A 13,586-nucleotide genomic window follows, 5' to 3' on the forward strand; every position below is an offset into this window, starting at 1 on the left:
AGCTCTTGTGCATCGTATAACATTATCCGTCCTGGCCCCTGCACGCTTGCGGGCGTGCTCCGCCAGCTTCGCCGGCGCCGTCAGTAGGCCAGGCGGCCCGGCACGCTCACTTCGACCTGCGTGCCGGCGCCGGGCCGGCTGTCGATGCGCAGGCTGGCCCCGATGCCGGCGGCGCGCTCGCGCATGCCGACCAGGCCCCAGTGGCCGGGCCGCTGGCCCGTTTGCGCCACGGCGTCATCGAGGCCGCAGCCGTCGTCGCGCACGCGCAGGGTGAATGCCTGCTCCGCATAGTCGAGTTCCAGCACGATGTTTGCCGCCTCCGCATAGCGCGAGGCGTTGAACAGCGCTTCGCGCGCGATGGCATAGATCTCGTCATGCACGCGCGGCTGCAGGCGCCGGCAGCTGCCGCTGACGTGCACCGTGAAGGCGTGCGCGCGGTGCTCGGCCAGGCCCTTGCCGAATTGCTGCAGCGCCAGCCGCAGTTCGTCCGGTTCGGCCGAGGCGCGCAAGTCCATGATCTGGTCGCGGCCTTCGATCAGCAGCTGGTCGGCCAGGTTGAGGGTGCCGTCGAGGCGCGCCCGTTCGCGCGTGCCCTTGGGCAGCATGTCCGCATGCGCATGGAACGACAGGATCAGGCCCTGCACGCTTTGCAGCAGGGTGTCGTGCAGCGAGCGGGCGATGCGCGAGCGTTCGGCCAGGCGCTCCTGCAAGCGTTCCTGCAGCCGCTCCTGCATGTTGCGCGTCAGGTGGCGGATGCGCAGCACATAGCCGCCATACAGCAGCAGCGCGGCGCCCAGCGCCAGCAGCAGCACGAACCACGGCGTCTGCACGAAGGCGGGCGCGATGACGATGTCAAGCTTGGCTCCCTGCGTGTTCCACACGCCGTCTTCGTTGGCGGCCGTGACCTCGAAGCGGTAGCTGCCGGGCGCCAGGTTGGTGTAGTACGCTTCGCGCCGTCCCACGGCTTCCTGCCAGCCCGCGTCCACGCCCGCCAGCCGGTAGCGCAGGCGCACGCGTTCCGGCATCGACAGGCTCAGCGCCGTGAAGCCGATCTGCAGGTTCTTGCTGCCTTGCGGCAGGTGCTGCGGCTTGCCATCGTCCAGGGCATAGCGCACGCCATCGGCCAGCAAGCTGTGGATCTGCACGGGCGGCGGCAGGCGATTGCGGCGGATATGCAGCGGGTCGAGCATGGCGATGGTGGCCGAGGTGGAGAACCACAGCTTGCCGTCGGGCGCATGGATCAGCGACGGCACGGGGCGCAGCTGCGAGGCATGGCCCTGCAAGCCGTCGAGCGCGTCGAAGCGTTCCGAGACGACGGCGCTGCCGTCGCGCATCCACGCGGCCAGGCTGGCGGCGCCGATATGATCGATGCCGTCCGCGCCATGCAGCCACAGGTCGCCGTCCGGCAGGCGCACGATGCCCGACACGCCGCGAAACGCCGCGCCGCGCGCGCCGCGTAGCATGTGGAAGCGGCCGGCGCGGTACAGGGCCACGCCGTTTTCGCCGCCGGCCCACATCGCGTCGCCATCGCGGTACAGCTGCAGCACCGTGCCCACCTGCAGGCCCTCGTCAGCGCCGAGCCGCCTGACGGCGCCCGCCCGCTGGCCATCGGCCACCAGGCTGACGGTATTGTCGGCATGGCCCAGCCAGACGGTGCCGGCGCCATCGATCGCCATGGCCGTGGTCAGTGCCGCCGGCAGGCCGGACAGGCCGCCGTTGGCGCTCCATTTTCCTGCGTTCAGGCGAAACAGGCCGCCGCCGGAAAACGAGGCCCACAGGGCGCCCGAGCGGTCCTGCTGCAGCGCCTGCGGATCGAGTCCCAGCACGGGCGGCACCACGCGCGTCATGCTGCCGTCGCGCGCGCGATGGTGCAGCTCCTGCTCGTTGCCCAGCCACAGCGTGCCGTCGGGCGCCCAGTGACTGGCCGCCAACGCCCCTTTCAAGATCACTTTTTTCACCCCGTCGGCCGTAAAGCTGCGCACGTCGCCCACGTAGTCGCCGATCCACACGTCGCTATCGGGTCCCGCCAGCATGCCGGGATGGTCGAAGGGCACGGCGACGGGCAAGGTCCGCAGGCGGTTCGGCCGCAGCCGGTCCAGGCCCGTCGAGGTGCCGAACCACAGATTGCCCTCGCGGTCCTGGAATGACGTTTGCGGCAGCGGGCCGCTGATGCCGTTCTGGCGCGTCAGGCGCTGGGCCGGCAGGCTGGGACCGGAAGGATCGAACTTGCGTTCGATGCCATCGGGCTGCATCAGCCACATGGTGCCGGCGCGGTCGAAGCGGATGCCGTTGCCCCTGGCGTCGGGCCGGATGGGCGCATCGCCGCGCGGCGCGCTGGTGCGCACGCGGTAGTAATTGCTGTGCGTGTCGACGGCCCAGATGGCGCCATCGGGCGCTTCGTCCATGCTGGTGAGCATGGTGCGCGGCCAGGCATGGGAAAAACGCGCCTGGCCCGGCTTGCGGAAAAAGACGCCATGCATGGTGCCCATCCACTGCGTGCCATCGCGTCCGAACAGGATCTGGTACACGCGCTTGTCGGGCAGGCCCACATTGGCGGCTTGCGCGACGAAGCGGTCGGCGCCCGGCGCCAGGCGCGCCGCGCCATCGCGCGTGCCGACCCAGATGGCGCCGTCGGGCGCTGCCTCGATATGGAACACGGCGCCCGGCGGCAAGCCGTCCGCTTCGCGGTAGGTGCGCGCGCCACCCCGGCGAAAGACGCTGACGCCGCCGAGGCGGTAGCCGACCCACACGGCGCCGTCCGGCGGCGTGGCCAGGCCCAGCACATTGCTCGACGGCAGGCGGTGGCCGTACACGCTGTCGACGCGGTCGAAACGCACGCCATCGTAGCGGTACAAGCCGGTGGCCGTGGCGATCCACAGCCAGCCATCCTGGCCCTGGGCGAATTTGAGGACGTCGACGGGCGCGCCTTGCAAGGCGCCCCAGGCATTGTGGGTGTAGTCGGACAGCAGGGGAGCGGCCGCGCATGCGTGCAGATGGCACGCCAGCAGGGGCAACAGCAACAGGCGGCGCAGCAGGCGAGCGGACATCGGTGCAGAGGAAGATGGCGGTGGCAGGGCAGTGATTGTAGCGCAGCGCCGTGCGTTTCAGCAGGCAAAAAAAAGCCTGCGCGGGATGGCGCAGGCTTTTTTCGCCCTACGTTGACAAGGACCGCTTACGCGAAGTTCTTGGCAACGAAGTCCCAGTTGACCAGGCCCCAGAACGTTTCCACGTACTTGGCGCGCAGGTTGCGGTAGTCGATGTAGTAGGCGTGTTCCCACACGTCGCATGTCAGCAGCGGCTTGTCGCCGGTGGTCAGCGGGCAGCCGGCGTTCGAGGTGTTGACGATGTCGACGGAGCCGTCGGCTTTTTGCACCAGCCAGGTCCAGCCCGAACCGAAGTTGCCCACGCACGACTTGGTGAATTCTTCCTTGAACTTGTCGAACGACGACCATTTGGCGTTGATCGCGTCAGCCACGGCACCCGTAGGCGCGCCGCCGCCGGCCGGCTTCATGCCGTTCCAGTAGAAGGTGTGGTTCCATACTTGCGCCGCATTGTTGAAGATGCCGCCCGACGATTTCTTGATGATCTCTTCCAGCGACAGGTTCTCGAACTCGGTACCCTTGATCAGGTTGTTCAAGTTGGTGACATACGCCTGGTGATGCTTGGCATAGTGGTATTCCAGGGTTTCTTTCGAAATATGCGGCGCCAGAGCGTCCATTTCATACGGCAGTGGTGGCAGAGTATGTTCCATGTGATGTCCCTTTATGGTGAGTATTCGGAGTCTACCGGCCTGCGGCCGGAGGGTTGAGCCAAGCTTGCTTGAAGCAGGCATTCTTGCTGAACGAGCCACTATTGTAAAGCGGATGCGCCATTGCTGCAGATTCCGGCATGCGTTGCGGATGCGGGTAGCGTAGTGATTCTCGTTCAGCCTGAATTGGGCGGAAAAGTTCCCCGCCGTAAGCCTTAGCGGATCCGCCGCGTGGTCTCGCGTACGATCAGTTCCAGCGGCGGAATGGCCGCCTGCACGGCTTCGCCATTGATCAGTCCCAGCAGCGCTTCCGTGGCGATGCGGCCGATGTCGTACAGGGGCTGGTGGATGGTCGTCAGCGGCGGCGTCGTGTAGGACGAGCCGGGCAAGTCATCGAAACCGACGAGCGAGATATCGTCGGGCACGCGGATGCCCTTGCGGTACAGGCACAGGCGTACGCCATAGGCGGACAGGTCGTTGGCGGCGAAGACGGCGCTGAACTGCTGCTGCGTATCAAACAAGTGGTTCATGGCCAGCATCCCGCTGGCCTCGTGGAAATCGCCTTCCGCCATCAGTTTCGGGTCGATGGCGATGTCCGCTTCGCGCAGCGCGCGCTGGTAGCCCGTCAGGCGTTCGGCCGCATCCGTGTTGTTGGCGGGCCCGGCCACGAAGGCGATGCGGCGGTGGCCCAGCTCGATCAAGTGGCGCACGGCCAGGTAGGCGCCGTATTCGTTGTCGAGCTTGAAGCCGATGGCGCTCCTGGTCGCCAGCAGGCGGCCCGTCGAGACGATGGGCCGCTGCTGCGAGAAATCGAGCACGCTCTCGTCCGAGATGCGCCCCGACAGCAGGATGATGCCGTCGACCTTTCGCGCCAGCAGCAAACGGATGCGGTCCGCCTCTTCCTGCGCATTCCAGTGCCCGCTGACGATGACGGACGCATAGCCCGTGTCCTTCAAGCCATCGTCCACGCCGCGCAGGCTTTCGTCGAAGAAGGGGCTGGAAATATCCTGCACCACGATGCCGATGGTCATCGAGCGGCCCTTTTTCAAGCCCTGCGCCATCTGGTTCGGCGCGAATTTCATGTGCGCGATGGCCGCCAGCACGGCGTCGCGCTTGTCGTCGGAGACCCTGGCCGTGCCGTTCAGGATGCGCGACACGGTGCTGGGCGACACGCCGGCCTGGCGGGCCACGTCGAGCAGGGTGGAGGGAGAGGCGGCGTGGTCGCTATCGTTCAAGGCGGTTCCTGGGTATCAAGATGGCTGGTCGTCAGTGCTCTGAAAACCTTTTCATCGAAAGATTACCATAAATGGCCGATAACGACCGCAGGTCGGGGTAGGTCGGGTTAGCCCGCAGGGCGTAACCCGACACATCACGGCCAGCAATGCGCCGGAACATGCCTCTGCCGCCAACAATATTGTCGGATTACGCGCTCACCCGCTAATCCGACCTACGCTTGAAAACGTTTTCACAAAAAACAACGGCGGCTCAAATGAGGAATTTTTGCGCTTTTTCATAGGAGAACACGTGCCACGGCGTGCAGCTTGCCACACCACCGTCGATAAAAATGACAACTTTTTCGGTTGACTTGGTTTTCTTTGCGGTGTTAAATGGACACATGTTGTGAAAACGTTTTCAAGATAGAAGACGCTCAATAATCGGAGATGAAATAATGAAGTCAAGCATCCTTGGCGCTGCCCCCCTGGCCGCGCTGACCCTCGCCTGTGGCGTGGCCGCCGCAGCCGCCCCGCCTGCCGCACAGCCGCCGGCGCTGGCCCCCGCCACGATCACTGTCGCCTCGTTTCCCGACCTGGACCGTGCCGTCAAGACGGCCTTGCCCCTGTGGGAAAAGCTGTACCCGCAAGTGAAGGTCAAGCTGGTCAGCCTGCAGATCGACGATCACCATAACTCGATGACGACGGCGCTGGCGGCCGGCGCGCGCCTGCCCGACGTGATGGCCATCGACTTCCGCTACGTGGGCAGCTTCGCCGAATCGAAGGGCATGGAAGACCTCTTGCTGCCGCCCTACGGCGCAGGGCAGTACCGCGCCCAGTTCGTGCCGTTCACCTTCGTGCAGGCCACCAGTTCGCGCGGCACCCTGGGCGCCATGCCGGCCGACCTGGGACCGGGCACCCTGTTCTACCGCAAGGACCTGATGGACAAGGCGGGCATCAAGGAGGCCGACCTGACGCAATCGTGGGAATCGTACATCGCCGCCGGCAAGAAGCTCAAGGCCGCCACCGGCACCTATCTGCTGGCCGGTGCCAGCGACCTGGCCGACATTTATATACGCGCCAATCTGAAGGATGGCGAAGGCATCTACTTTGGCGACAAGGGCCAGGTGCTGGTCGACTCGCCCCGTTTCATCAAGGCCTTCGAACTGGCCAAGGCGGCGCGGGTGGCCGGCATCGATGCGCGCACCGTGGCCTGGACGGGCGAGTGGGCCGAAGGCTTCAAACGCGACAAGGTGGCCAGCCAGATGATGGGTTCCTGGCTCAGCGGCCACCTGGCCAAATGGCTGGCGCCCGATTCCAAGGGCCAGTGGCGCGCGGCCAACCTGCCGGCCGGCGCGCTGGCGTCCTACGGCGGCTCCTTCTACGGCATTCCGAAAAAGGCGGCGAATAAAACCCAGGCCTGGGAATTCATCAAGTTCATGACCGTCAACAAGGATATCCAGCTGCACTCCTTGAAGGAGATCGGCGCCTTCCCGTCCCTCAAGGCGGCATATGCCGACCCGATGATGGACGAGCCGCAGCCGTATTTCGGCGGCCAGAAGACGCGCCTGCTGGCGCGCGACACGGCGGCGAAGATTCCCGTCATCCGCGTCGACAAGTTCGACGCCGTGGCGCGCGACATCGTCAACATGGAACTGGAAAGCGTGCTGGCGCAAAACAAGGATATCAAGACGGCGCTGGCCGACGCCAAGGCCCTGATCACCCACCGCGCGCGGCGCTAGGAACAGCATGAACACGACCATGCCTTGTGCCGATGGCGCCGCCGTCCCGGCGCGGCCCGCCAAAAAACGCTTCAACATGAAAAAATGGGCGCCGTATATTTTCATCAGCCCCTTCTTCATCCTGTTCGCCGTCTTCAGCCTGTTCCCGCTGCTGTTTTCCATCTATTTGTCGTTCAACCAGTGGGAAGCGGCCAGCGGCGTGGAAGCCATGCAGTGGGTGGGCCTGGACAACTACAAGTATGCCTTGAGCGACCCGTGGTTCTTGCGCTCGCTGGGCAATACCGTCTGGCTGGCACTGGCCTCGGGCGTGCCGCAGCACCTGGTGGCCATTCCGCTGGCGGCGTTCATCCACAACAGCTTCAAGCGCTCGCGCAACCTGGTGATCGGCATTTACTTTTTACCGTTCATCACCTCCAGCGTGGCCATCGCCATGGTCTTCAACACCCTGTTTTCGCGCGACTATGGCCAGATCAATGTGCTGCTCCAGTGGTGCGCCAGCCTGCCGCTGGTGGGCGGGCTGTTTCCGGCGGAATCGATCGACTGGCTGGGCAGCTCGCTGTTCATCAAGCCGGCCGTCGCCTTCGTGATTTTCTGGCGCTACCTGGGCTGGAACCTGGTGCTGTACCTGTCCGCGCTGCAGGTGATACCGAAGGATCTGTACGAGGCGGCAACCATCGACGGCGCCTCGACACGCCAGCAGTTCTGGTACATCACCCTGCCGCAGCTGCGCCCCATGATCTACCTGGCCGTCACGCTCACCATCATGGGCAATCTGCAGCTGTTCGAGGAACCGTTCGTGCTGGTGGCCGAATCGAGCGGCGTGAGCCAGTCGGTGATGACGACGGCCATCTTCGTCTACAAGACGGCGTTTTCCTCGGGCGACTTCGGCACGGCGTCGGCCATTTCCTGGCTGCTGTTTTTGATCATCGCCAGCACCACCTGGGTGAATAACCGCATCTTCAGCCGCAATGAACGTCAAGAACGCAAGGAGGCACGATGAAAACCACGCGCTGGACGGCCTATGCCATGGTGGCCATCGGCGCCCTGATCATGGTCGCGCCGTTCTACTTCATGTTCGTCTTCGCCACGCACACGAGCGCCGAGATCTACAGCCTGCCGCCGCCGCGCTGGTTCGGCACGGCCCTGCTGAACAATCTGGAACTGCTGCAGGAGCGCCTGCCGTTCTGGCGCAATATCGGCATCAGCCTGTACGTGGCCCTGATGACGACCGCGCTGACCCTGTTCTTTTGCTCGCTGGGCGGTTATGCGTTTGCCATGTACGAATTCCGCTTCAAGCGGCCCTTGTTTACCCTGGTGATGGCGTCGATGATCATTCCGTCGTTCATGAACATGATCCCGACCTTCATGCTGATGGATTTCCTCGGATGGCTGGACCAGCCGCGCGCCCTGTACTTGCCGGGCGCGGCCGGCGCGCTGGGCATTTTCCTGATGCGCCAGTACATCGGCACGGCGATTCCGAAGGACCTGATCGAGGCGGCGCGCATCGACGGCTGCGGCGAATTCGCCATCTACTGGCGCGTCGTGCTGCCGCTGATCGGCCCCGCCATGGGCACCCTGGGCCTGATCACCTTCATCAACTCGTGGAACAATTTCATCACGCCGCTGGTCGTCATGCGCTCCGTCGAGAACTACACGATCCCGCTGGCCCTGCGCAGCATGCAGGCGCCGAACAACACGGAGTGGGGCGCGCTGATGACGGGCGCCGCCATCGCCGTGCTGCCGCTGCTGCTGATGTTTTTTGTCGCCTCGAAGCGCCTGATCGAAGGCTTGACGCAGGGCGCCGTCAAAGGCTGATCCACACATTTATCTCAACCCCTCACACTGACATGACGACCATGCACAACGACGACATCGACACCAACTTCCCCGCCACCTTCACCTGGGGCGTGGCCACCAGCGCCTACCAGATCGAGGGCGCCGCCGCCATCGACGGCCGCGGCCCGTCCATCTGGGATACCTTCAGCCACACGAACGGCAAGATCATCGACGGCAGCAATGGCGACGTGGCTTGCGACCATTACCACCGCTATGCCGAGGACGTGGAGCTGATCGCCAGCCTGGGCGTAAACGCCTACCGCTTTTCCATGTCCTGGTCGCGCGTCCAGCCGACGGGTTCCGGCGCCTGGAACGAGGCCGGCTTTGATTTTTACTCCCGCCTGCTCGATGCCCTGGCCGCCCAAGGCCTCGATGCCCATCTGACCCTGTACCACTGGGACTTGCCGCAAGCCTTGCAGGACGAGGGCGGCTGGCTCAACCGCGCCACCTGCTACCACTTCGCGGCCTACGCGGCCGAGGTGGCGCGCCGCTTCGGCCACAAGGTCGCCAGCATCGCCACGCACAATGAACCGTGGTGCACGGCCGTGCTGGGCCACGGCACGGGCCAGTTCGCGCCCGGCATGGCCGACCCGGCCGCCGCCGTGCAAGTGTCGCACCACCTGCTGCTGTCGCACGGCCTGGCGATGCAGGCCATGCGCGCCGTGAATCCGCCCGCGAAGCTGGGCATCGTGCTCAATCAATGGACGGCCACGCCGGCCACCGACAGCGCCCAGGACCGCGAGCTGGCCGAACTCGAATATGCGCGCTCGGTGCAGTGGTATATGGACGCCATCTTCAAGGGCCGCTACCCGGCCCTGGCCCTGAAACACGTCGATGCTTCTGCTTTGGCTATCTTTGAAAACGATTTCATGGATATCAAGCAGCCCATCGATTTCCTCGGCGTGAACTACTACACGCGCGCTTACATGAGCGCCGAGACGCCGCCGCGCAAGCCCGAATGCAAGCTCGGTGTCAACGACATGGGCTGGGAAACCTATCCGCAAGGCTTGACGGAGCTGCTCGTGGGCCTGCACCGCGAATACCGGCTGCCGCCCGTCTACATCACGGAAAACGGCATGGCCGTGGCCGACAAGCCCGTCGGCGGCAAGATCCACGACGCGCCGCGCATCGAGTACGTGCGGCTGCACCTGGACGCCTTGCGCGCCGTGATCGCGCAGGGCATCGACGTGCGCGGCTATTTCTACTGGAGCCTGATGGACAACTTCGAGTGGAACTCGGGCTACGCCAAGCGCTTCGGCATGCTGTACGTCGATTACGCCACGCAGCAGCGCAGCTTCAAGGACAGCGCCCTGTGGTACCGCGATTTTATTATCGCTCAGCGCGCCGCCCATGCGCCGGCCCTGGCGGGGGAGCACTGACATGGCCGCCATTTCCCTGCGCGGCATCCGCAAGACCTACGGCGACGGCCCGGAAATCGTCAAGGGCCTCGATCTCGATATCCACGACGGCGAATTCATGGTCTTCGTCGGGCCGTCCGGCTGCGGCAAGTCGACCCTGCTGCGCATGATCGCGGGACTGGAAGACATCAGCGCGGGCCAGCTGCGCATCGGCGACCTGCTGGCCAATGACGTGGCGCCGGCCGAGCGGGGCATCGCCATGGTCTTTCAGAGCTATGCCCTGTACCCGCACATGACGGCGCGCGACAACATGGGCTTTGCTCTCAAATTGGCGGGCAAGGGGCAGGCCGAAGTGCGCGCGGCCGTCGGCAAGGTGGCCGAGATCTTGCAGATCACGCACCTGCTTGACCGCAAACCCAAGGCCTTGTCCGGCGGCGAACGCCAGCGCGTGGCCATCGGTCGCTCCATCGTGCGCCAGCCCAAGGTGTTCCTGTTCGACGAGCCGCTGTCCAACCTCGATGCCTCGCTGCGCGTGCAGACGCGCATCGAGCTGGCCAAGCTGCACCAGGAGCTGGGCACGACGATGATCTACGTGACGCACGACCAGGTCGAGGCCATGACCCTCGGCGACAGGGTCGCCGTCTTCCACGGCGGGCACCTGGAGCAGGTGGGCGCGCCTTTGGAGCTGTACCGCCACCCGGCCAGCCAGTTCGTCGCCGGCTTCATCGGCGCGCTGCGCATGAACTTCTTGCCGTGCGCCGCCGTCCCGGCCCTGGCCAGCCAGCTTGGCGGCGCGGCGGGCATGCTGGTCGGCATACGCCCGGAACACCTGCGCCTGGTGCCGCGCGAGGAGGGCTACGGCGCCACCGTCACCCTGATCGAACAGCTGGGCGATGCGCAGATCATCCACGCGACGCTCGAGGGAAGTTCGCATGCGGTGGCCATCAAGCTGCACGGCGAGGCGCGCCACGCGCTGGCGCAGGGCAGCGCCATCGGCTTCGCGCCGGAAGAAGGCCATGCCTTTCTGTTCGACACGGCCGGGCGCGCCGTGGCTACCCATAGACCCCGCACGGAGGCGACATGACTTCAGATTGACACCCAAAAAATGTGCAGCAGTAGCCAAAGAGCTATGTGATCATCATTCAACCAGCGGTACAGGAGACAACAACAATGCAACAGCTCAAACGCAATACCATCGCCCTCAGCCTGGCGCATGCGACCTTCGCCCAGTTCATCTTGCTGGGCAGCGGCGCCGCCATGGCCCAGGAGGCTGCAGCCACGGATGCGGCAAAACCGGCAGCCGAACAGATGGACCGCATCGTCGTCACGGCCACGCGCCGCAATACCTTCGTGCAGGAGACGCCTCTGGCCGTCACCGCCTTCAACCAGGACACCCTGCAAAACAATCAAGTGAAAGACCTGGCGTCGCTGGCCACCATGGTGCCCAGCCTCGTCGTCGAGCAGCATGGCGACTCGGGCGGCGTGCACGTCTACATGCGCGGCGTCGGTTCGGCCAACCACACGGAGCTGGGCGACCCGGCCGTCGCCTTCTATGTCGACGGCGTGTATTCGCCGCGTCCCCAGGGCGCCACGGCGCTGATGTATGACTTGAGCCACGTCGAGGTGGCGCGCGGACCGCAGGGCACCCTGAACGGCCGCAATTCGACGGCCGGCGCCGTCAACCTCGTCTCGGCCGCGCCAAACACATCGAAGTTCATGGGCTCGGCCGGCATCACCGTGGGCGACTACCGCCACCTGCAGACGCAGGGCATGCTCAATATCCCGTTCTCCGACGACGTGGCGCTGCGCATCGCCGCCATCAAGGATAGCCACGACGGCACGGTGGACTTCCGCCGCGGCTCGAACGTCATGCCCGGTACGGCCAAGTATGGCGCCGGCGACCAGATGGGCGTGCGCGCCTCGCTGCTGTGGAAGTTCACGCCGCAGCTGCGCGGCACTTTTATCGCCGACTACTTCCTCGACCAGGGCGCCGGCAACGTCTATCTGGCGGCCGAACCGAAAGGGGGCGAGAAGCTGCGCTCGGCCCTGATCGACACACCGGGCACACTGGACCAGTCGATTTTGACCTACAAGGGCAAGCTCAATTACAAGCCGACGGATGCGCTGGACTTCACGTACCTGGGCAGCTGGAGCCGCTACAAGCGCCAGAACAGCAACGACGCCGATGCGGGCCTGTTCCCCGGCTTCAAGTCGGAAAACCGCACCGACTGGGCGCAGTTCGACAGCTATTCGCACGAGCTGCAGGCGCGCTCGGACGACGATGCGCCGTTCCAGTGGGTGGCGGGCCTGTTCCTGTTCAATGAAAAGAACAAGGTGCGCTTCGATATCGACCGCAGCCAGATTTCGCAGGCCGCCGTGCAGCAGGATATCGCCAACGGCGCCGTGATCTTCGTGCAGCCCACCGTGGGCCAGTATGCGTCGTCCATGTCCTTCATCCAGGGCGACCGCCAGCTCAAATCGAAGGCCGTCTTCGGCCAGGTCAGCCAGCAGCTGACGGACCAGATCAAGCTGACGGCTGGCGCGCGTTACACGAAGGACCATAAATTCGACATCGGCGGCCAGAATTGGGCGTGCCCGAACTGGCCCGCGAACACGCCGCTGGGCACCACCGTGCTGACTGCCGATCAGCTGCGCCAGCTGGTCACGCCGGGCACGGGCCTGGCCAACACGCACAATATCGGCCCCGGCGGCGCCATCACGGCGGCCGCCTGCGGCAATACGCCGGGCGACAACACGGCCGACCTGAAATACGGCCAGGCCACGTGGCTGGGCCGCATCGAGTACAAGCTGCGGCCGGACATTTTGCTGTTCGGTTCCGTGACGACGGGCTTCCATTCGCCGGCCATCGGTGACGGCGGCGCCACCACCAAGCCGGAAAAGCTGACCAGCTATGAAATCGGCTTCAAGTCGGACTTGCTGAACCGCGAACTGACCCTGAACCTTGATGCCTTCCTGATGAAGTACAAGGACAAGCTCGAATCGCAGGTGGTCAACAGCGTGCTGGCCAACTTCAACGCGGCCGGCGCCACCGTCAAGGGCCTGGAAGCGGAATGGGTGTGGCGGCCGACGAAGGTCGACCGCCTGACGGGCAACGCCACCTGGCTCAAAGCCGTGTATGACGATTTTCTTTCGTGCGACGTCGATGCGGCGCGCGCGAATGGCCAGTCCTGCGGCTCGACGGCGCCCTTGGTGAACGTGGGCGGCAGCACCATGAAGCATGCGCCGAAGTTTTCCACCACCGTCCAGTACGAGCACGATTTCGCCGTCGCCGGCGGCCAGCTCACGCCGCGCGCCTCGGTGCACTATGAAACCATGTCCTACGTGGGGGCGGGCGCGTTCAACGGCGACGTGCCGGGCCATGCGGGCGTCAAGCGTCAGGAAGCCTACACGACCCTGGACCTGAGCCTGCGCTTCCAGCCGGCGAACAAGGCGTACACGGTGGAAGCGTTCGTGCAGAACGCCACCGACAAGGCGGTCAAGCTGGACGTCAATGAAATCTGCACGGACGTGGGCATGCCATGCCAGCCGACGCAGCAGATCTACGGCGCCTTCTACAACGCGCCGCGCACGTTTGGCGCGCGCGTGTCGATGAAGTTTTAAATGCGGTAGTGTGAAAGGGCAGTTGCAGCAGCAGTCCACTCAGTAGGGGAAGGTGTTGGGCCGGGGAGCT

The 13,586-nt window shown here is 64.9% G+C and carries 9 protein-coding genes; 6 read left to right on the forward strand and 3 right to left on the reverse strand.

The genetic code is table 11. From position 1 onward, the window contains the following. Window positions 1–80: 80 nt before the first annotated feature. The 3 genes from AC0V2Y_RS08205 to AC0V2Y_RS08215 form a co-directional block, all read right to left on the reverse strand. Entirely contained in the window at window positions 81–3,047 is a 2,967-nt protein-coding gene (locus tag AC0V2Y_RS08205; protein ID WP_475415670.1) for a sensor histidine kinase, read from the reverse strand. A gap of 125 nt (window positions 3,048–3,172) precedes the next feature. Then, window positions 3,173–3,751: a superoxide dismutase gene (locus AC0V2Y_RS08210; protein WP_070224622.1), complete on the reverse strand. Its 579-nt coding sequence runs from the start codon at window positions 3,749–3,751 to the stop codon at window positions 3,173–3,175. Between the two features lie 212 nt (window positions 3,752–3,963). Beyond that, window positions 3,964–4,983 carry a LacI family DNA-binding transcriptional regulator gene (locus AC0V2Y_RS08215; RefSeq protein ID WP_475415669.1) on the reverse strand — a complete coding sequence of 340 codons (1,020 nt, stop codon included), beginning with the start codon at window positions 4,981–4,983 and terminating at the stop codon, window positions 3,964–3,966. A gap of 434 nt (window positions 4,984–5,417) precedes the next feature. On the opposite strand from AC0V2Y_RS08215, the gene AC0V2Y_RS08220 reads away from it, so the two are divergent. The 6 genes from AC0V2Y_RS08220 (at window position 5,418) to AC0V2Y_RS08245 (ending at window position 13,516) form a co-directional block, all read left to right on the forward strand. After that, window positions 5,418–6,701, forward strand: a complete 1,284-nt coding sequence (locus AC0V2Y_RS08220; RefSeq protein WP_475415668.1) for an extracellular solute-binding protein — start codon at window positions 5,418–5,420, stop codon at window positions 6,699–6,701. A 7-nt stretch (window positions 6,702–6,708) separates the two neighbouring features. After that, window positions 6,709–7,701, forward strand: a complete 993-nt coding sequence (locus AC0V2Y_RS08225; protein ID WP_475415667.1) for a carbohydrate ABC transporter permease — start codon at window positions 6,709–6,711, stop codon at window positions 7,699–7,701. Beyond that, on the forward strand, window positions 7,698–8,516 hold the full coding sequence (locus tag AC0V2Y_RS08230; RefSeq protein ID WP_475415666.1) for a carbohydrate ABC transporter permease: 819 nt from the start codon (window positions 7,698–7,700) through the stop codon (window positions 8,514–8,516). Before AC0V2Y_RS08225 ends, AC0V2Y_RS08230 begins: the two co-directional genes overlap by 4 nt. A gap of 32 nt (window positions 8,517–8,548) precedes the next feature. After that, window positions 8,549–9,916 (forward strand): GH1 family beta-glucosidase, encoded by a 1,368-nt coding sequence (locus AC0V2Y_RS08235; RefSeq protein WP_475415665.1) that lies wholly within the window; start codon window positions 8,549–8,551, stop codon window positions 9,914–9,916. Window position 9,917: 1 nt separating this feature from the next. Continuing rightward, window positions 9,918–10,979 carry an ABC transporter ATP-binding protein gene (locus tag AC0V2Y_RS08240; RefSeq protein ID WP_475415664.1) on the forward strand — a complete coding sequence of 354 codons (1,062 nt, stop codon included), beginning with the start codon at window positions 9,918–9,920 and terminating at the stop codon, window positions 10,977–10,979. Window positions 10,980–11,065: 86 nt separating this feature from the next. Next, window positions 11,066–13,516, forward strand: coding sequence for a TonB-dependent receptor (locus AC0V2Y_RS08245; protein WP_475415663.1), 2,451 nt, complete (start codon window positions 11,066–11,068; stop codon window positions 13,514–13,516). Window positions 13,517–13,586 lie beyond the last annotated feature (70 nt).

The sequence above is a fragment of the Janthinobacterium sp. BHSEK genome (assembly GCF_056174685.1).